This window comes from Lelliottia jeotgali, from assembly GCF_977070485.1.
In genome coordinates, this window is sequence record NZ_CDRVFO010000008.1 from 246,426 (window position 1) to 265,972 (window position 19,547).

19 protein-coding genes are annotated in these 19,547 nt (G+C 63.3%); 9 read left to right on the forward strand and 10 right to left on the reverse strand.

Annotated elements, in window-relative coordinates:
* Positions 1–57 precede the first annotated feature (57 nt).
* The 9 genes from ACW4TB_RS14635 to ACW4TB_RS14675 form a co-directional block, all read right to left on the reverse strand.
* Positions 58–1,173: a succinylglutamate desuccinylase/aspartoacylase family protein gene (locus ACW4TB_RS14635; protein ID WP_254467234.1), complete on the reverse strand. Its 1,116-nt coding sequence runs from the start codon at positions 1,171–1,173 to the stop codon at positions 58–60.
* Between the two features lie 97 nt (positions 1,174–1,270).
* Positions 1,271–2,932, reverse strand: coding sequence for an ATP-dependent DNA ligase (locus ACW4TB_RS14640; RefSeq protein ID WP_279929690.1), 1,662 nt, complete (start codon positions 2,930–2,932; stop codon positions 1,271–1,273).
* Complete coding sequence (locus ACW4TB_RS14645) at positions 2,929–3,945, reverse strand: ligase-associated DNA damage response exonuclease (protein WP_279929692.1); 1,017 nt, start codon at positions 3,943–3,945, stop codon at positions 2,929–2,931. Before ACW4TB_RS14645 ends, ACW4TB_RS14640 begins: the two co-directional genes overlap by 4 nt.
* Before the next feature lie 106 nt (positions 3,946–4,051).
* Positions 4,052–4,390, reverse strand: a complete 339-nt coding sequence (locus ACW4TB_RS14650) for a hypothetical protein (protein ID WP_012313053.1) — start codon at positions 4,388–4,390, stop codon at positions 4,052–4,054.
* A gap of 108 nt (positions 4,391–4,498) precedes the next feature.
* Entirely contained in the window at positions 4,499–6,940 is a 2,442-nt protein-coding gene (locus ACW4TB_RS14655; RefSeq protein ID WP_254467237.1) for a penicillin acylase family protein, read from the reverse strand.
* 172 nt (positions 6,941–7,112) lie between these two features.
* The gene (locus tag ACW4TB_RS14660) at positions 7,113–7,316 is read right to left on the reverse strand and encodes an SEC-C metal-binding domain-containing protein (protein WP_012313055.1); all 204 of its coding nucleotides are present in this window, start codon (positions 7,314–7,316) and stop codon (positions 7,113–7,115) included.
* 7 nt (positions 7,317–7,323) lie between these two features.
* Complete coding sequence (locus ACW4TB_RS14665) at positions 7,324–7,830, reverse strand: LEA type 2 family protein (RefSeq protein WP_455843001.1); 507 nt, start codon at positions 7,828–7,830, stop codon at positions 7,324–7,326.
* Complete coding sequence (locus ACW4TB_RS14670; RefSeq protein ID WP_012313057.1) at positions 7,797–8,279, reverse strand: YchJ family protein; 483 nt, start codon at positions 8,277–8,279, stop codon at positions 7,797–7,799. The genes ACW4TB_RS14665 and ACW4TB_RS14670 overlap by 34 nt, the downstream gene beginning before the upstream one ends.
* Before the next feature lie 3 nt (positions 8,280–8,282).
* Positions 8,283–8,777 (reverse strand): DUF6231 family protein, encoded by a 495-nt coding sequence (locus ACW4TB_RS14675; RefSeq protein WP_279929698.1) that lies wholly within the window; start codon positions 8,775–8,777, stop codon positions 8,283–8,285.
* A gap of 159 nt (positions 8,778–8,936) precedes the next feature.
* Here ACW4TB_RS14675 and ACW4TB_RS14680 point away from each other — a divergent pair, with 159 nt between their 5' ends.
* The 3 genes from ACW4TB_RS14680 to ACW4TB_RS14690 all read left to right on the forward strand — a co-directional run bounded on the left by ACW4TB_RS14680 (position 8,937) and on the right by ACW4TB_RS14690 (position 10,725).
* The gene (locus ACW4TB_RS14680) at positions 8,937–9,629 is read left to right on the forward strand and encodes an OmpA family protein (RefSeq protein WP_012313059.1); all 693 of its coding nucleotides are present in this window, start codon (positions 8,937–8,939) and stop codon (positions 9,627–9,629) included.
* Positions 9,630–9,716: 87 nt separating this feature from the next.
* A complete protein-coding gene (locus ACW4TB_RS14685) occupies positions 9,717–10,430 on the forward strand; it encodes an OmpA family protein (RefSeq protein WP_455828362.1) in 714 nt (237 codons plus the stop codon).
* Positions 10,431–10,449: 19 nt separating this feature from the next.
* The gene (locus ACW4TB_RS14690; protein WP_012313061.1) at positions 10,450–10,725 is read left to right on the forward strand and encodes a DUF1145 domain-containing protein; all 276 of its coding nucleotides are present in this window, start codon (positions 10,450–10,452) and stop codon (positions 10,723–10,725) included.
* A 16-nt stretch (positions 10,726–10,741) separates the two neighbouring features.
* On the opposite strand, the gene ACW4TB_RS14695 is transcribed toward ACW4TB_RS14690, so the two are convergent.
* Positions 10,742–11,206 (reverse strand): CopD family protein, encoded by a 465-nt coding sequence (locus ACW4TB_RS14695; RefSeq protein ID WP_012313062.1) that lies wholly within the window; start codon positions 11,204–11,206, stop codon positions 10,742–10,744.
* Between the two features lie 98 nt (positions 11,207–11,304).
* Here ACW4TB_RS14695 and dinG point away from each other — a divergent pair, with 98 nt between their 5' ends.
* The 6 genes from dinG to ACW4TB_RS14725 all read left to right on the forward strand — a co-directional run bounded on the left by dinG (position 11,305) and on the right by ACW4TB_RS14725 (position 19,466).
* A complete protein-coding gene (dinG, locus tag ACW4TB_RS14700) occupies positions 11,305–13,449 on the forward strand; it encodes an ATP-dependent DNA helicase DinG (RefSeq protein ID WP_012313063.1) in 2,145 nt (714 codons plus the stop codon).
* Positions 13,450–13,530: 81 nt separating this feature from the next.
* The gene (locus tag ACW4TB_RS14705) at positions 13,531–15,798 is read left to right on the forward strand and encodes a beta-galactosidase (RefSeq protein ID WP_279929704.1); all 2,268 of its coding nucleotides are present in this window, start codon (positions 13,531–13,533) and stop codon (positions 15,796–15,798) included.
* A gap of 107 nt (positions 15,799–15,905) precedes the next feature.
* Positions 15,906–17,051 (forward strand): serine hydrolase domain-containing protein, encoded by a 1,146-nt coding sequence (locus ACW4TB_RS14710; protein ID WP_254467241.1) that lies wholly within the window; start codon positions 15,906–15,908, stop codon positions 17,049–17,051.
* 99 nt (positions 17,052–17,150) lie between these two features.
* Entirely contained in the window at positions 17,151–18,134 is a 984-nt protein-coding gene (locus tag ACW4TB_RS14715; RefSeq protein ID WP_279929708.1) for an OmpA family protein, read from the forward strand.
* A gap of 19 nt (positions 18,135–18,153) precedes the next feature.
* Positions 18,154–18,801, forward strand: coding sequence for a pyridoxamine 5'-phosphate oxidase (pdxH, locus tag ACW4TB_RS14720; RefSeq protein WP_012313067.1), 648 nt, complete (start codon positions 18,154–18,156; stop codon positions 18,799–18,801).
* A gap of 200 nt (positions 18,802–19,001) precedes the next feature.
* Positions 19,002–19,466 carry an outer membrane lipoprotein gene (locus tag ACW4TB_RS14725; protein ID WP_012313068.1) on the forward strand — a complete coding sequence of 155 codons (465 nt, stop codon included), beginning with the start codon at positions 19,002–19,004 and terminating at the stop codon, positions 19,464–19,466.
* Positions 19,467–19,547: the final 81 nt, after the last annotated feature.

Here is a 19,547-nt window from a genome sequence, read left to right on the forward strand (position 1 = left end):
GTCCTTCGAAGGTTGTGCTTCTACTGACCACCGGCCCGGTGGTTTGGTTTTACTGGGTCAGTTGGCCAGCAGGTAGCCGCTGCGACACACCTGTTCACCGGCGACATGTGCGATGACCATGCCCGTCGTGGCCATGCGCCGAACGCTGCGGGCATACAGCAGACCAGGCTGACGGTTGTGCACGGCAGTCACCCGGTCGCTGAGCGGGTCGATGACTTCAGCGACCAGTTGCCCGGCTTCCAGATACTGACCGGGGCGGGCGTGATACACCAGCAGCCCGCCCAGCGGGGCCGATATCGGCTCAACGGCGGCCAACGGGGTCGCAGCCCGGGGCAGGGGTGGCAAGGGCACTGCTGGGCCTTCGATTACTCCGGCGTGAATCAGGTAATCGAGGATCGCCTGGCAGTCATGGCTGGCCAGGTCATGGCTGACATCGGCCTGACCGCGCAACTCGACAGTTACCGACACGCTACCCAAAGGGATCGGGAAACGCTTGCCGAAGCGTTGCTGCAACTGCCACCAGACCAGGCTGAAGCATTCGTCGAACGACTGCCCGCCTGAGTCGGTGGCCAGCAAACTGGCCTGCGCACCCAGGTAGCGAGCCAGCGGCTCGACCTGAGGCCAGGCTTCCGGGGTGGTGTAGAGGTGTTCTACCGCCTCGAAGTCGCAGTGCAGGTCCAGGATCAGGTCGGCATCGCAGGCCAGCCGCTGCAGGGTCAGGCGCTGGGACTGCAGGGGGGTGTGTGCCGGATGTGCGTCCAGGCCACGGCGCAGGTATTCGCGAATCAATTCAAGGTTGTGGTCGGCGTCCTGGGTCAGATGGCCCTCTACCTGATCGCCTATGGTGTCGGAAAGGTCGACGAAGTTGCGGTTGAAGTTCTCGCCGCTCTGTAATTCGAAACGACCCAGCGGTGCGTCCAGCATCACTTGCTCCAGGCCTACCGGGTTGGCCACCGGCACCAGGACGATTTCGCGGCGCAGGCGCCCTTGCTGCTCCAGTTCGGCCAGGCGACGCTTGAGGTGCCAGGCGACCAGCATGCCGGGCAACTCATCGGCATGCAGCGAGGCCTGTATGTACACCTTGGCGCCACCGCGCGGGCCGAAGTGGAAGCTGTGGAGTTGGCGAATGATGCCTGGTACGGGCGAGAGCAGGTCGTGTGTCGAATGGTGCATGGTGGTCCTGGCTGCGTGGCGAAAACGTTCTGCGACACGGGTCGGCACAAAGATAGAAGCATAATTTTAGCCAGTATGCTTCACCGTGTTGACTTCTTCAGGCGAGCAGCGCCTGCAAGGTCGCCAGGTCATCGGCCTCCTCCACAGGTTTATCCAGGCGCCAGCGCAGCATGCGCGGAAAGCGCACGGCTATCCCGCTCTTGTGCCGTTTTGACAGGGCGATGCCCTCGAACCCCAGTTCGAACACCAGCGTTGGCTGGACGCTGCGCACCGGTCCGAAGGTCTCAACCGTGGTCTTGCGAATGATTGCATCGACCTTGCGCATTTCTTCATCGCTCAGGCCCGAGTAGGCCTTGGCAAAAGGTACCAAGGCACGCTCGGGGGCGCCTGGTGGCGCGTTCCAGACCGCGAAGGTGTAGTCACTGTAAAGACTGGCACGCCGGCCGTGGCCGCGCTGGGCATAGATCAGCACCGCATCCACGCTGAATGGGTCGATCTTCCACTTCCACCACACCCCCATGTCCTTGGTCCGGCCCACCCCGTACAACGCATCGCGCTGCTTGAGCATCAGGCCCTCGACGCCCAGGCTGCGTGATCGTTCGCGCTGGATGGCAAGCGCGTGCCAATCCTTCCCTTCGAGCAGAGGCGATAGCAGTATTGGGGCTAAGGGGTAGTCTTCGACGAGACGCTGCAATTGCTGGCGTCGCTCATGTTGGGGGTGATTACGCCAGTCCTCACCTTGCCACTCCAACAAGTCGTAGGCCTGTAGTACCACCGGAGCATCGGCCAGCAGCTTCTTGCCCAGCGTCTTGCGGCCAATGCGCTGCTGCAGTAGCGCGAAAGGTTGTACGGCCAGTGTCTGGTCGTTGCCCGAATCAGGCTTCCAGACCAGGATCTCACCGTCGAGCACGACGCCGTCGGGAAGGTTCTGCGCCAGGCTGTGCAGCTCCGGGAAGCGGTCGGTGACCAGCTCTTCGCCGCGTGACCACACCCACACCTGGCCATCGCGCTTGACCACTTGTGCGCGGATGCCATCCCACTTCCATTCGATCTGCCAGGCGCTGGGCGGGCCGAGCAGGGCGTCGAACTGTTCGAGGGGGGCCTGCAGGGCATGCGCCAGGAAGAACGGGTAAGGTTGGCCACCACGTTGGCTATGCTCATCGGCCGATTCAGCGGCGATCAGCTTGTGGTAACTGTTGGCTGTCGGGCGATGGCTGATGTCGGTATAGCCGACCAGGCGCTGAGCTATGCGTTTGGCATCCAGCCCGGCCAGCTGCGCCAGTGCCCGGGTGACCAGCAGCTTGGACACGCCCACGCGAAAGCTGCCGGTGATCAGCTTCAGGCACAGCATCAGGCTGGGGCGATCCAACTCTGCCCACAGTGGCGGCAGGCGCTGCTGGACCTCTTCGGCGGGCAGCCCACGCAGTGGGAGCATATGGGTTTCGACCCAATGGGCCAGCCCGCTCTTGCTACCTTGCTGGTTTTCAGGCAGCAACAGAGAGATGGTCTCCGCCAGGTCGCCCACGGCCTGATAGCTTTCGTCGAATAACCAGCCCGGCAGTCCGGCCAATGCCGTTGCCAGTTCGCGTAGCACCCGGGTGGGCACCAACTGCCGTGGTCGGCCACCGGAGAGGAAATAGACAGCCCAGGCGGCATCCTCGGCGGGGGCTGCGGCAAAGTAGTCGCGCAATGCTTGCAGTTTGGCATTGCTGGAGGTGGTGGCATCCAGGCGCAGGTAGAGCTGGGCAAAGGCCTTCATGCCTCAGCCTCCGTTGCTGGTGTGTCGTCTTCGTCACCGTACTCGGTAACGAACGCACGGGCATCGAGGCCACGCTCGCTGAGGTAGCGTACCAGCACGTTGACCGAACCGTGGGTGACCATGACCCGCTCGGCACCGGTCTGGTCAATGGCCCATAGCAGCCCAGGCCAGTCTGCATGGTCGGAGAGGACGAAGCCGCGGTCTACGCCGCGCCGGCGTCGCGTGCCGCGCAGCAGCATCCAGCCACTGGCGAAGGCATCGCTGTAATCGCCGAAGCGACGCATCCAGCTGCTGCCGGCGGCAGAGGGGGGCGCCAACACGATGGCCTGGCGAATGAGCGGGTCATTACGGGGAATATCACCGGCATAAAGGGTTTGTGGCAGGTGTACTCCGCCCTCTCGGTATACCTGGTTCAGCGGCTCTACTGCGCCATGTACCAGGATCGGCCCGATGCTCGGATCCAGGCCATGAAGTATTCGTTGGGCCTTGCCGAAGGCATAGCAGAACAGCACGCTGGCCCTGCCTTGGTCGCGATTGGCCCGCCACCATTCATTCACCCCCGCAAATACCTCTGCCTGGCTGGGCCAGCGGTAGATGGGCAGGCCGAAGGTCGACTCGGTGATGAATGTGTGACAGCGCACCGGCTCGAACGGAGCACAGGTGCCATCCGGCTCGACTTTGTAGTCCCCGGAGGCAACCCAGACTTCGCCCTCATGTTCCAGGCGCACCTGTGCCGAGCCCAGTACGTGCCCGGCCGGGTGCAGGCTCAGGGTGACGCCGTGGTGGCGGATACGCTCGCCGTAGGGCAGGGCCAGTAGGTCGATATCCTGGCCCAGGCGGCTGCGCAGGATGCCGGCCCCCGGGGCGGCGGTCAGGTAATGAGTGTTGCCACGACGGGCATGATCGCCATGGCCGTGGGTGATGATGGCGCGCTCAACGGGCCGCCAAGGGTCGATGTAAAAATCACCGGGCGGGCAGTACAGGCCTTCGGGGCGGGCGATGACGAGATCCATGGTGATGCCTGGCAAGAGGGCTTACAGGCTCAGAGCATCAGCGGGGTGTGGAAGTTCGCGTGGTGTTGGCAGCCAGCCCTGCACGTCAGGGCTGGCTGCGGGCTATTCAGCGCAGGGCCATTTTCCAGGCCGCGCCTTTGGTCTGCGCCACGCTGATTTTTTCGGCGTAGGCGATGTTCTTGATGAAGCCGCCATGCACCAGCCGTGGGGAGGTATGGAAGTAGTCCCAGGTGGTGGTGCCGTCGTGGCTCTGCAGGTCTTCACTGTCGTAAGCGATTTCGAGGGTGGCTGGCGACGCGTTTGCTGGCGTCGAGAAATCGCCGTCGATCATGCTGTAGCCTGCCTTGTCGTTACCGACCCACAGCTGAATATCAATGGTGCTGCCCTCCGGCACGGCCAGCGATGCAGGCCAGGATACTTCGATCGTGAGGGTTTCTTTGCTCATGCTGAACATCCTTTTTTGATGGGTTGACCGCACTCGCTGTCTGAGCGAGCGCGGCAAGAAAGGATGCTAAGCGCCGAGGCTGAAGGGATGCAGATGGAAACCCTGGACCTATCGTCCTGGTACCAGGGTCAGCCGCTGGTTGCCATAGGCCCGGGTAAAATGCTGCGGCTGTATTGGCAGGCTCATGAACCGACCCTTGAACCAGGCATCGAGCCCATCGCTGTAATGGGCACTGGCCGGGTTACCGGATTGTCCAGTACTGGTCAGTACCTGTAGTGGTTCTGCCTGGCCAAAGTCGACGATCATGCGTGCCGAGGCCGGCAGGCGGGTGTCGAAATCGCTGCCCCACGCATAAGGCGTCAGGGCAAGGGTGCTGAAGTCACCGCCAGCCGCCTGTGGCGATCTGCTGAGCACATCGCCCAGGCCGTGGTAAGCAGGGGCAGGCCAACGATATTGGTGCAATTTGCCCCATTGCCAGGCGCGGCGGTCGGTACCTAGCTGGGTTGTACCAGCATCCACGGCAGCGGCCAGACTCCGGGCCAGGATGGCCGGTTTGTCTTCCTTCTGCGCGGTGGTGCGGTCATCCCAGAACGGGCTGTCTTCGCGGCCAAGCAGATGGTCGGCCTGGGCCGAGTAAGACAGGCGCGCATTGCTGACGAACGCCTGCCAGGCAGTGCTGGATTGCGGGCCGAGGTCGTCGAGGAAGGTCTGGCGCGCCACTTCCTGGAGGAACAGTTCATACAGCGCGGCATCCGCTGATACCGGGCTCAGGCGGCCATCGAACGCCTTGAGGCGGGCCAGCGCGTCGCGGGCCTTGTCGCGCTGGGCGGCTGGCAGGGTGTCGATCGCTTGCTTGAGCGGTTGGGCCATGCCAGGGGCGTCGAACATCTGCTTGAGCTTGTCGGCCATGGGTGTCTGTTGGTCGTTCTGCAGGGCCATCAGGCTGCGGCTGTCGTGACGGCCATTGTCGGCCAGCTCGCCCAGGCGTTCGGCGCGTTCGGGGTAATACCAGGTGTTGGACAGCTGCATGCCGTAGCCGCGTGGCAAGCTGCGCTGGTTGGCATGGGCGATCCAGCCGGCCGGCGGGTCCTGGTCGTAGGGGTGCAGCATCGGGTCGGCGTAACCGTCCCAGTCGTAGCGACCCTCCCAGCCCGGGGATGGCAGCAGGCCCTGGCCCTCACGGCGGTTCGGGTAGCGGCCACTGACCTGCCAGCCAATATGCTCAGGTTCGGCAAACACGAAGTTGAGTGCGGCAACCGCGACCTCGCGGGTGCTGTCAAACGCGCGTTCCACAGTTTGCGCTCGGGTCAGGTCGAACAGCGCATCCAGGCTGCGATCAGCCTTGGGCTGCGGTAAGTTAAGGGCCAGACCAAGGCTGGGGCTGCCGGTCTGGGCGAGCAGGGTGCCATGGCGTGTGTCGTACATCACTTCGCGCAGCGGGCGTTGGCCACGGACGAAGAAGGTTTCGCTGCGTGCGCGAGCGGGTAACCACTTGCCGTCGGCCAGGTAGCTGACCTGGCTGCCCTGATGGCGCAGCCGTTCAAGGAACAGGTCCTGGTTGTCGGCCATTACCGCGCTGCTGCTCCACGCCAGCTTGCCGTTGTAGCCGGCCAGGACGATGGGAAGGCCTGGCAACGACAGGCCCGCAACCTGGTACTTACTGGTGTGGATCTGCACCGGGCTCAGGGCCCAGGCTGCGCGGCTGTCGCTGGCCAACAGGCTTTTGCCGCTGCGGCTGCGTTGCGGGCCCAGGGCCAGGTTGGCCGACCCGGGGTTGCCGAGCAGGTTGAGGTCGGCGAGTTTCTGGCTGGCGGCTGCCAGCGCAGTCAGGCCCGGCAGTTGGCTGCTCAGGTTCAGACCCTTCAGCTTTTCCGCCTCAGCTTCAGCAAGGGGTTCGTCTGGCGCGCCAGGCAGCAGCCAAGGCAGCTTATCGCTGCCGACCTTTTGCGCCAGGGTCAGGGCGCTGAGTTCTTCCTGCAGGTTCACCGACTGGCTGAAGGCATACAGGCTGAAGATCAGCGCCGAATCTTCGGGCTTCCAGTATTCCGGGCGGTAGCCACTGCTGGCGAGGTTGCCCGGCAGTTTTTCGCGGTAGCGGAACAGGTAGGCGTTGACCCCGCGGGCGTAGACCTCGAAGAAGCGCTTGAGCCGGGGCGAAGCATCGGCGTACAGCTGGGTGGCGCTGTGCTTGAGGTTGGCGGCGCGCATCAGGCGGTCGATGTCCAGCGCCTCGCTTCCAGCCAGTTCCGCCAGGCGGCCCTGGGCCAGCAGGCGCATGGCGAGCATTTGCTCGATACGGTCGCCGGCGTGGACGTAGCCGAGGCTGAACAGTGCATCATGGAAGCTACTGCTTTCAATCAACGGTGCGCCCATGGCGTTGCGGCGTACCGAAACATTCTGCGCCAGGCCTTTGAGCGGCTGCACGCCTGTTGTCGGTGGCACACTGTCCTGATAGCCGCCCATCTGGCAACCGGCAAGCCCGAGCATGCCAAGCAGGGTGGCAGCGGTGGCGAACCGCGGGCGGAAGGGAGGAAGGACGGGGGCGGCCATGACAAGGGCTCCTGCAAGGCGTGGCGGGGTTTGAATGGCGCTAAGGTAGTGAGCGCGCAGGCGCCGTGCAAGGTGCCGTGAAGCTTTATTTACCAGCGGTCGGTAGCTTCAAGCTGCATGAGGTGCGGGCCTGCTTTTTCCTGCAGCTTGAAGCTTGCCGTTTACGGCTTGATCAGGCCCCGTGGCACTTCTTGAATTTCTTCTCGCTGCCACACGGGCACGGGTCGTTGCGGCCGACGTCTTTCAACGCATTGCGAACCGGCTCCTGATGGCCGTGATTGCAATGCGGGCCGTGCACATGGCCGTGGTCGTGATCGTGGTGATGATCGTGTCCGTGGTTGCAGTCGGGGCCATGAACATGGGGTTGTTGAGTCATTGCAGGGTTACTCCGGTATGAAATCACCGGGGATTATCTCACCACTGCGCGATAAGTGCAGGTCCCGGTGGATAAGCAGCCCGGTCTCGAGCTCGCCCTGCAGGCGGTAGTGCAGCGGCTGCTCGCTCTTGAGCAGTTTGGCCAACGGCTTGAGCTGGCGCCAAAGATTGGTCCGCGCGGTGATCTTGAAGGTGCGCCGGGCATGTCCGCCGACGCTGCGCCAGACACTGGCCTGATCCTCCACCAGCATCAGGTCGTTGAGCCAGACCGAATAAGCCAGGTTACGAATGAACAGGCGGCTGTCATTGGGGTTGTCGACACGCAGGTGCAAGACGAACTCCTGCTCCAGCAAGCGTGCCTTGACTGTTTCGACCTTGACCAGGTGCACCTGCGGGGCGCGCCAGTCATCGTCACCCCATATCGCGCAGCCCGCCAGCAACGTCAGCAGAGCGCTGAGCAGGAACAGGCGGGCCAGGGCGATCACGCTCGGTTGCCCCAATAACTGGCGCAGCACTTCTTGAATTTCTGACCGCTGTTGCAGGGGCAGGGGTCGTTGCGGCCAGCCTTGAGTTCGACGGTCGGGTCGATGAAGTACCAGCGCCCGTCATGCTGCACGAAGGCGGAGCGCTCGCGGTGCTGGTGATCACCCTCCAGATCGTGCCAGCGCGCAGTGAACGTGACAAAGGCATGTTCAGGCTGGCCACCGAGCACCTCGGCGTTCTCCACCTCCAGGCCAAGCCAGGTGCTCTGGGCGCTCCAGGCCGCAATTGCGTTACGATCCAGGCCAGCCTGCTGGGCTGGCAAGGTGGTAGCTACCAGGTAATCGATCAGGCCGAGCACGTAGGCGCTGTAGCGCGAGCGCATCAGTGCCTGGGCATCCGGGGCCGGGGTGCCGGCGTGGTAGTGCCCGCAGCAGGCGTCCAGCAGGTTACCGCTGCCACAAGGGCAAACCGAGACACTCATTCATCACCACCAGTACTTGCCGAAGTTTTCAGGGTTGGCCCAGAACCTGGCGTTGAGCCAGTCGGGGACCTGCTTGTAGTCATGTAGATCATAGGTGAACAGGCTCAAGACCTGCTCGTCGCGGCGGAATTTCTCGCTGGCCGACAGGGCCAGGGCAAAAAAATCGGTCTCCTGCCAGCCACAGGCGCGCAGGTCGGCCAGCACGGCGACACGGCTGGCGTTGAGGTTGCGGATGCCGCCAAGCAGTTCCAGGCCAGCGCGTTTGGGCAAGTGCTCCAGGCAATCCACCAGCAATGCCAGGTCGAAGCGCTGTGCGGCAACATGCGCTGCAAGCGCGCCTGGCTGGCAGGTCTCGATCGTCACCTGCGGGTGTGCTTGGGCAAACGCATCCAAGGCAGGAAAGCGCGTGCCTACCAGCAGCAGACGTTGCGGGGTGAAACGCTCCAGCAGGGCCGCCAGGGCCTGCTGGGGTGTACGTTGGGAAAAACCGTCGGTCATTGCCAATCCTCGTTCAGGTCTTCCAAGACTAACGGGCTGTCGGCCGTGGGCAAAGCGCCGTATGACCGTGTCGTGGCTTATTGCTGGCAGGGATGAGAAGCGCGGTCTTTACTCCCATGGATCGGCCTTATGCCGATTCCCCCTAGGAGAAGCTACGAAATGAGCATAGTACGCACAGCGATACCCCTGGTACTGCTCACCAGTGTGTTGACTGGTTGTGCAGGTTTGCAGAAAACCGACTGGCCGAAGTGTGCTGCCGTCGGGGGCGTGGGCGGCGCTGCCCTGGGCGCCATCGAAAGCTCCAGCTGGGCTGGCTGGGGTGCGTTGCTGGGTGGTGGCCTGGCAGCTGGTTATTGCTGGGCCAACGGCGATGGTGACGAGGATGGTGATGGCGTGCCGGACAGCCGTGACAAGTGCCCAGGTACTCCGCGTGGTGTGCAGGTCGATGCCAATGGCTGTCCGCCCGAGCCGGCGCCTGTGGTCGAGGAAGTCGTGGTACAGAAGGAGGAAGTCATCGTCATCCGTGACGTACACTTCGAGTTCGACTCTGCGCGCCTGACCCCAGCCGACAAGGAACGCCTGAACACCATTTCCACACGCCTGAAGCAGGAAGCGCCGAGCGCTCGTCTGAGCGTCACCGGCCACACCGACAGCGTTGGCTCCGACAGTTACAACCAGAACCTGTCCGAGCGCCGTGCCCACTCGGTGACCGATTACCTGGTCGAGAGCGGTGTACCACGCGCCAGCTTCGTGTCGGTGGTCGGTGCCGGCGAAACCCAGCCTGTAGCGGACAACGCCACAGCCGATGGGCGTTCGATGAACCGTCGCACCGAGATCAAGATCGAGCGCTGACGGCGTGCGCCCGCGCCTTGAGAAGTGGCGCGGGCGCGTCTTTACTCCTGTAGGCCGGTTGCGGCCAACGACACAGGAGCATTCATCATGAGTGTCATGTCAAAGGCGGCGCTGCCGTTGCTGGTGGTTTCCAGCCTGCTGGCAGGCTGCGCCACCCACAGTGACGGCAGTGCGCCCCTCAATCAACGGACCTGGCCCATCTGCAGCCTGCTCGGTGGGCTGGCCGGCGGTGGCCTGGGCGCTATCGAAAGCTCGAGCTGGGCTGCAGGCGGTGGCGCCCTGGGGGCGATCGCCGGCGGCCTGATCTGTTACGCCCAGGATGGGGATGAAGATGAGGATGGTGTCTTCGATCGCCGTGACCGTTGCCCTGACACGCCTGCTGGCACGGCGGTCGACCACATGGGCTGCCCGCTGCCGCAGTATCCGCCCAGCCAACCTGCACCCGACCCCCAGCCCCAGGTGATCTCCCTCGACGACCAGGGCCAGGTGATGTTCGCATTCGACTCTGCCGACTTGACGGCGGGTAGCCAGCAACGGCTGCAAAGCCTGTTGCCCAGGCTCAACGAGCTGGGTGTATCGCGGATCAAGGTAGTCGGCCATACCGACAATGTCGGGTCCGACAGTTACAACCAGGCACTCTCCGAGCGGCGCGCTGGCAGCGTCGCACAGTATTTGATCAGCCAGGGCCTGGCACCGCAGAAGGTGACGAGCGAGGGGCGCGGGGCTAGCGAGCCGGTGGCAGAAAACGACACCGAACAAGGCCGTGCGCAAAACCGGCGGGTGGACCTGCACCTTAACTGAGCAGCGATGGGAGCGGCAGATGAAATTCATTTTGGGAGTGGGTAAAACCCTGACCATCGCTTTCTGGGGCGTGGTGCTGTTCAACCAGATGCTGCCACAGCCCCTGCCGTTCAATCTGTTGATCAATGCTGCGGGTATTGCCTTGCTGGGGCTGCACGTTCTGGAAGTGCTGTTTTTCAACGGCAGCTTGCGTGGGCGCAGCCACCGCTGGTTCGATCGTTTGCAGATACTGCTGACGGGTATTTTCCATGTGATGTCCATACCGCGGCAGGCAGAGCTGACGCGCCGTGGCTGACCACGGCGCTGCGCTGCTATGCCGGTAACCGCGAACTGGCTACCGCCACCACCGCCAGCCCCAGCAGGAGGTTGGCCCCCACCATGCGCCGGATCCGGCCTAGCGCCGCGGCGCCTGCGGCCCAGTCTTCGGCTTGCACCGCAGCCTTCAGCTCAGGCAGCAACAGCGCCTGGATACGCATGAACAGCGCGAACATGGCGATCCCGCCCCCCATCATCACCTGTACATACCTGGGAGCTGTCTCGAAACCGTTGAAGCGCATGTGCAACATGCCGATACCACTTATCGCCAGAATGGCTACTGCCAGCCAGACCCATCTGAAGAAGCGTCGGAAAACTTCCACCCAGAGCCGAAGCCGGGCAGGCCCCTCAAGGGCTGCAACCGTTGCCGGGCGCAGCACCAGCCAGGCGAAGAACATGCCGCCGACCCACACAAGGGCGGCCAGGACATGCAGTGTGTAGGGGAGGGCAAAGGCAAGCATCCGGATCTCCATGCGGCACAATGGGCAATAGCGGGGTATGATAGCCGCCCCATGCGAAACACTGAAAATATATCCAGCCCTTCGGGCGCCTGCAGACCATGATCAGCAACGAACTCAAAGCCACCATCCAGGGCGCCTACTCGCGTTTTCTCGAAGCCAAGAGCCTCAAGCCGCGTTATGGCCAGCGCCTGATGATCGCCGAAGTGGCCAAGGTCCTGGGCGACATTGCCTGCGACGATGAAGGCCGCCGCGCGGGCGAGCCTGCCGTGGTCGCGGTCGAGGCGGGTACCGGTACCGGCAAGACGGTCGCCTATAGCCTGGCCGCAATCCCCGCCGCCAAGGCTGCTGGCAAGCGCCTGGTAATCGCCACCGCGACCGTGGCCCTGCAGGAGCAGATCGTCTTCAAGGACCTGCCCGACCTCATGCGCAGCAGCGGCCTGAACTTCAGCTTCGCCCTGGCCAAGGGCCGCGGCCGCTACCTGTGCCTGTCCAAGCTCGACATCCTGCTGCAGGAGGGCCATGCGCAATCGGCCACTGCGCAGCTGTTCGAGGAAGAGGGCTTTCACATCGAGGTCGACGAGCGCAGCCAGAAGCTGTTCAACAGCATGATCGAGAAGCTCGCCGGCAATCGCTGGGACGGCGACCGTGACAGCTGGCCCGAGGCCCTGGAAGACCAGGACTGGGCGCGGCTGACCACCGACCACAGCCAATGTACAGGCCGCCACTGTCCGAACTTCCAGCAGTGCGTGTTCTACAAGGCCCGCGAAGGCATGGGCAAGGTCGATGTGATCGTCACCAACCACGACATGGTCCTGGCCGACCTGGCCCTGGGTGGCGGCGCGGTGCTGCCTGACCCGCGTGACACGATGTATGTGTTCGACGAAGGTCACCACCTGCCCGACAAGGCCATCGGCCACTTCGCCCACTTTTCGCGCTTGCGCTCCACTGCCGACTGGCTGGAGCAGACTGCCAAGAACCTGACCAAACTGCTGGCCCAGCACCCGTTGCCGGGCGATCTGGGCAAGCTGATCGAGCAGGTGCCGGAGCTGGCGCGGGAAATCCGCACCCAGCAACAGTTCATGTTCACCTTGTGCGAGCAAGTCGCCGACTTTCGCCCCAGCGAAGACGTGGAGGGGCGAGAGCGCCCGCGCTATCGCTTCGAAGGCGGCGTGGTACCCGAGCAGATCCGCGAAGTCGGCATCGAGCTGAAAAAGGGCTTCGCTCGCCTCAACGACCTGTTCACCCGTCTGGCCGACCTGCTCAAGGAAGGCATGGACGGCGAGGTCAACATCGGTATTGCCAGCCATCAGGCCGAAGAGTGGTACCCCTTGTTCGGCAGCCTGGTCACCCGCGCCCAAGGCAACTGGGAGCTGTGGACCGCCTTCACTGCCGAGGACCCGCAAGACAGCCCGCCCATGGCCCGCTGGTTGACCCTGGCCGAAAGCGGCGCGCTGTTCGACATCGAGGTCAACGCCAGCCCCATTCTGGCTGCCGAAATGCTGCGGCGTAGCCTGTGGAGCGTTGCCCATGGCGCGCTGGTAACCTCGGCGACGCTGACTGCGCTGGGTAAGTTCGACCGCTTCCGCATGCGCTCGGGGCTACCGCGCGATGCGGTGACCTGCGTGGTGCCTAGCCCGTTCGTGCATGGCGATGCCGGCCTGCTGCGGGTGCCCGACCTCAAGGCTGACCCGCGCGATGCTGCGGCGCATACCGCTGCGATCATCCGCGAGCTGCCGAACATCGTCGAAGACGCCCGCGGTGCGCTGGTGCTGTTCTCCTCGCGCAAACAGATGCAGGAAGTCTTCGACGGCCTGGACCGCGACTGGCGCAAGCTGGTGCTGATTCAGGGCAACCTGTCCAAGCAGGAAACCCTGAACAAGCACAAGGCGCGGGTCGATGATGGCCAGCACAGTGTGCTGTTCGGTCTGGCCAGCTTCGCCGAGGGCGTCGACCTGCCTGGTGCCTATTGCGAGCATGTGGTGATCGCCAAAATCCCCTTTGCCGTGCCTGACGATCCGGTCGAGGCGGCACTGGCCGAGTGGATCGAGGCCCGCGGTGGCAACCCCTTCATGGAAATTGCCGTGCCCGATGCATCGTTGAAGCTGATTCAGGCCTGCGGTCGCCTGCTGCGTACCGAGCAGGACCGGGGCGTCATTACCTTGCTTGACCGGCGTCTGGTCACTCAACGCTACGGCAAGGCTATTCTCAATGCGCTGCCGCCCTTCCGGCGGGAGATTTCCTGAAGGCCGGAGCATGATGTGCCGGCCCGTTGTCCACCACTCTGTCGCGGGCCCATGAGGGCCTGGAAGGAGAGCCTGAGCCCTATGATCCGCCGCACCTTGCCTGCTGTTCTCACCCTGTTGCTCAGCACGCCTGCAATGGCCGGGCAGCAGACGCTGTTCAGCTTCGTGCGCCCGGCTTCGGTCGTCAACGTGGCGACCGAAGGGGCCGGCATGCCGCAGTACAACGCCGAACAGACCGCAGAAGGCGAGGTGTTGCGGCGGGTGGTGTTCAACCCGGTTGAACGGCCGACCCTGCGGCTGAGCCCACAGAGTGGTGCATGGGATTGGTCGGCCGGGCAGTTTCTGACCTTGCGCCTGCAAAGTGCCATGGACTGGGCGCTGACCGTCGATGTCACGGTGCTGGGCAGCGATGGCCGTACTCTGACCAGCCGTATCGACCTGCCTGCAGGGCCTGCGCAGACGGTCATGGTGCCGCTCAAGGCCAGCTCCCCTCTGAGCCAGGGCATGCGCGCCGGCCCACCGATGCCCTGGAACCATGAAGGGCAACGGTTGCTGCTGACCAGCAGCGCCGGTGAGGTCGATCTCAAGCAGGTGGTATCCGTCAGCTTGAGCATTCCCGGCCCCAAGGTTGCGCAGAACCTGCTGATCGAAAAGGTCGGTATCCAGGACGATGACCTTGCCTACCAGGCGGCCTACCACGCACTGATCGACGCTTACGGCCAGTCCACTCGCGGCCGCTGGCCCGAGAAGGTGGTCAACGATGAACAACTGAAGGCTGCTGACAACCGTGAGCTGCAACAGCTCAAGGCCTGGCTGGCCGAGCATCACAAGCAACAGCTGGACAGCTACGGCGGCCTGCTTGCCGGGCCGGCGTTCGAGGCCAAGGGTTTCTTCCGTACGGAAAAACGTGACGGCCGCTGGCACCTGGTAACCCCCGATGGCCATCCGTTTTACTCGTTGGGCGTCAATGCAGTGGCTGCCGATGGCGGGCGTACCTATGTCGCCGGCCGCGAAGGGATGTTTGGTGTGCTACCGGGCGAAGGTGACGCACTTGGCGCCTTTTATGGCGAGGGCAACAACGATGATGGCAATGCATCGTCGCAGGGGCGCAACTTCAAGAAGGGGCGCTGGTTCGACTTCTATGCGGCCAACATCCACCGCGCCCATGGCAAGCCTTGCCCGGCAGGGGGGGAGGTGCAACCTGCCGCGCCCTGTCCGCCGCCTTCCCTGGATACCGCTCGTTGGCAGGCACATACGCTCGATCGTTTGCAGGCCTGGGGCTTCAATACCCTGGGCAACTGGAGCGACCCTGAACTCGGCCAGGCCAAACGCATGCCCTATACCCTGCCGCTGTCGATCGTCGGTGACTATGCCAGCATCAGCACAGGCATGGACTGGTGGGGGCGCATGCCCGACCCGTTCGATCCGCGTTTCGCCATGGCCACCGAGCGTGCTGTGGCCATCGCCGCCCGTGACCACCGGGATGATCCTTGGCTGATCGGTTACTTTGCCGATAACGAGCTGGCCTGGGCTGCGCCTGGTAATGACCCCAAGGCCCGTTACGGCCTTGCCTATGGCACCCTGCGTCTGACAACCGATGTGCCGGCCAAGCGTGCCTTCCTCAAGCAACTGCGCGACAAGTACCGTAACCAGCAGGGGCTGTCCAAGGCCTGGGGCATTGACCTGCAAGCCTGGGAATTGATGGAAGACCCAGGCTTCGAGGCGCCGCTGCCCAACCCCGAGCACCCTGAGATCGAACGCGATTACCAGCACTTCCAGCAGGTGTTCGCCGAAACCTATTTCAAGACCATCGCCGATTCGCTGAACTGGCATGCGCCCAACCACCTTCTGCTGGGCGGGCGCTTTGCCGTCAGCACACCCGAAGCGGTCAAGGCCTGCGCCGAGTTCTGCGATGTGCTGAGCTTCAACTTCTATACCCTCAAACCCGATGACGGCTACGACTTCGCCCAGCTGGCGGAGCTGGACAAGCCGGTGCTGGTGTCCGAATTCCAGTTCGGTTCTCGTGACCGTGGGCCTTTCTGGCCGGGGCCGGTGGAAGTGGCGCGTGAAGAGGATCGTGGCCCGGCCTACGGCAACTTCCTCAAAGCGGCACTGGCGCAGCCGATGATCGTCGGCGCTCACTGGTTCCAATATCTCGACCAGCCTGCCAGCGGGCGTTTGCTCGATGGCGAAAACGGGCACCTTGGGTTGGTGGCGATCACCGATACGCCGTATCCGGATTTTGTCGAGGCGGTGCGCAAGAGTAACCGTCAGGCCGTTGGTCAGTTGAGCAGCCTGTTGCACGAAGGGGGCTCTACCACGGGGGCGCCAACCGACGAGGCGCCCTGAAAAGGGCGCTTTTCTGCGTGATCATCCAGCCTTGCCCAGTAGGCAAAACCGCCAACTACTGAAACAATGCACCCCTTTTTCAGCAAGGTCGAACGGAGAACGGGCGGGTGCAGATCCAGGGTCACTATGAGCTGAAGTTCGAGGCAGTGCGTGAAGCGTTTGCGGCATTGTTCGATGATCCCCAGGAGCGCGGCGCGGCGCTGTGCATCCAGGTCGGTGGCGAGACTGTAATCGACCTTTGGGCGGGCAGCGCCGACAAAGACGGCCAGCAGGCCTGGCACAGCGATACCATCGCCAATCTCTTCTCCTGCACAAAGACCTTCACTGCCGTCACGGCGCTGCAGCTGGTCGGTGAAGGCAAGCTGGCGCTGGATGCTCCGGTGGCGCGCTACTGGCCCGAGTTTGCCCAGGCAGGCAAAGAGAGCGTCACCCTGCGCCAACTGCTCAGCCACAGAGCGGGTTTGCCCGCCATCCGCGAACTGCTGCCAGCAGAGGCCCTGTATGACTGGCAAGCCATGGTCGATGCGCTGGCCGCCGAGACACCTTGGTGGACGCCTGGTACAGCGCACGGCTATGCCGCCATCACCTACGGCTGGCTGATCGGCGAGTTGATCCGTCGCGCCGATGGCCGTGGCCCTGGGGAGTCGATTGTGGCGCGTACCGCGCGGCCGCTGGGGCTGGACTTCCATGTAGGCCTGGCAGACGAAGAATTCCATCGCGTGGCCCATATCGCACGCGGCAAGGGCAACGCCGGCGATGCTGCCGCCCAGCGCCTGCTGCAGGTGACCATGCGTGAGCCCGAGGCGTTGTCTACCCGCGCGTTCACCAACCCGCCAGCGATCCTCACCAGTACCAACAAGCCTGAGTGGCGCCGCATGCAGCAACCGGCGGCCAACGGTCATGGCAATGCCCGTAGCCTGGCGGGTTTCTATGCTGGCCTGCTCGACGGCAGCCTGCTCGAGTCTGAGTTGCTCGATGAGCTGACGCGTGAACACAGCATCGGCGAGGATCGCACCCTGCTGACCAAGACCCGTTTCGGCCTTGGCTGCATGCTTGACCAGCCCGCAGTGGCCAACGCCACATTCGGCCTGGGTGCGCGGGCCTTTGGGCATCCCGGCGCAGGTGGTTCGGTCGGTTTTGCCGACCCCGAGCACGACGTTGCTTTCGGTTTCGTGGTCAATACCCTCGGCCCTTACGTGCTCATGGACCCAAGAGCCCAGCAACTGGTGCGTGTCCTTGGTACTTGCCTTTGATCGGGTAACGCGGGTATTGCGCAACCCCTTTGACTATCCTCAATGCCAACGCCTCAAGTGTGTGGGCAAAATCTCTTTCTATTTCATGGTGTATCGCTGATGTCTTCACATAAAACCTTAGCTCTCGCCCTGTGCCTGACCGCTATGACCGGCTGCGCCAGCCATTCCCAAGATGCCTCGAAGGGCGGCCTCAGCAGCTGGTGGCCATTCGGTTCGGACGAGGTCGCCGAGCAGGAAGTGAAGCAGGCCGTCACCGAAAAAGTCGCCAAGGCCGATGCCAAGTCCGAGAGCGCCAGCCGGTGGTGGTGGCCCTTTGGCGCTGACGACAAGCAGGTCAAGGGCCCGGTTGTACCAAAAATCGACGAAAAGGCCACCCAGGCCTGGCTCGACCAGTACGAGCCAAAACTGCGTGAAGCGATCAAGGACAGCAAACTGGAGTTGGAGCGCCGTGAGAATGTGTTGGTTGTGACCATCCCGGCTGACAGCTCCTACAACCCTGATCGTCCTAACATGCTGCTGCCTATGAGCCTGGGCCCGATTACCCGAGTGGCCAAAGCCGTCGAAGGCGACCCCAAGACTGCCGTGCTGGTGCTGGGCCACGCCGACACCAGCGGCGCTGCTGCTACCAACCAGAAGCTCAGCCTGGAGCGCGCCGCTTCCGTGTCGGCGATCTTCCGCTTGAGCGGCTTGAAGCGTGACCGCCTGTCGCTCAAGGGCATGGGCTCGGAAATGCCACGCGCAGCGAACGACAGCGTTGAAGGCCGTGCCCTGAACCGTCGCGTGGAGATGCTGCTGACACCGCAGAACACCATGCTTGCCCTGATGGCTAAATATCAGCGGCCAGCGCCGGCACCTGCCTCGATGGTTGCTGTCCAGGACACCAAGGCACCCGCTACCAAGGCAGCTGATACCAAGCCAGCCGCCAAGGCTGCGGCCAAACCTGCTGCCAAAAAGCCTGTAGCCAAAGCCAAGGCACCTGCTAAAACCACCGCCAAAAAGAAAGCTGCGCCGGCCAAGCCCGCAGCCAAGAAAGCTACCGCCGAGAAAAAAGTAGCCGTCAATAGCCCTGCGAAGACCAACTGATCGTCAAGGAAACGCAGCCATGACCCAATCCCTGGCCGATATGCGCCGCGACTACACCCGTGATGGCCTGGCTGAAGCCCAGGCGCCGGGCGAGCCGTTCGCTCTGTTCCATCAATGGTTCGCCGATGCGGTAAAGACCGAGCAGCCACCGGTGGAGGCCAATGCCATGACCCTCGCCACGGTCGACGGTGATGGCCGTCCCCATTGCCGCGTCTTGTTGCTCAAAGGGCTCGACGACCGAGGTTTCACCTTCTTCACCAACTACGACAGCGCCAAGGGCCAGCAACTCCAGGCCAACCCCTACGCTGCCATGACCTTCTTTTGGCCGGCGCTGGAGCGTCAGGTGCGCATTGAGGGGCGTGTGGAAAAGGTTACGCCCCAAGAGTCGGATGACTATTACCAGGTCCGCCCGCTGGGTAGCCGCCTTGGGGCCTGGGCTTCCCCGCAAAGCCGGGTGATTGCCAGCCGTGAGGCGCTCGAAGGGCTGGTGAAGGCCACTGAGGCCCGGTTCTCCGATACCCAGCCCCACTGCCCCGAGCATTGGGGAGGTTACCGCCTGCTGCCGGAGCGCATCGAGTTCTGGCAAGGGCGGGCGAGCCGGTTGCATGACCGGCTGAACTATCGGTGGGTCGATGGCCAATGGGCACGCGAGCGCCTGGCTCCGTGACGTTCATGGGGCTGCTCGGTAGCCCCATGCATGCTGTCACCACTTCAATGCAGTAAACCCTGACTATCCTCTGTCTAGATTTCCAAGCCCGGCTCGGAGACTGTACCGTAGCTGAACGGAAATAATTTTATGGCTTTGCTACCGTGACAGCCGTCGAGGTGCAGCGTCTAATGGACACCTGACTTATGGAGACTTTACCCATGCGTAAATCCGCTTTGCTGGTGGCGACCTTTACCACCATGTCGTTGTTGTTGGGCGGCTGTGCTTCGAGCCTGACCGGCGACAGCTACTCCCGTGATGAAGCCCGTCGCGTGCAGACCGTGCGCATGGGTACTATCGAGTCCCTGCGTCCGGTCAAGATCGAAGGCACCAAAACCCCTATCGGCGGCGGTGCAGGCGCAATCGTCGGTGGTGTTGCCGGCAGCGCCATTGGTGGTGGCCGCGGCAGTATCGTTGCAGCGGTAATCGGTGCAGTGGCCGGTGGCCTGGCGGGTTCAGCTGCCGAGGAAGGCATCACCCGCACCCAAGGTGTCGAAATCACCGTGCGTGAGGACGATGGCAGCATGCGCGCCTATGTGCAGGCCGTGCAGGAGAACGAAATCTTCCGCGTCGGTGAGCGTGTGCGCATCATGACTGTCGACGGTACCAGCCGCGTTACGCACTGAGCGCGGGAAAAAACAAAACCCCGAACTGGCCAGGTCCGTTCGGGGTTTTTTATTTGCCTGTCCTGGCCCTGTCGCCGGCAA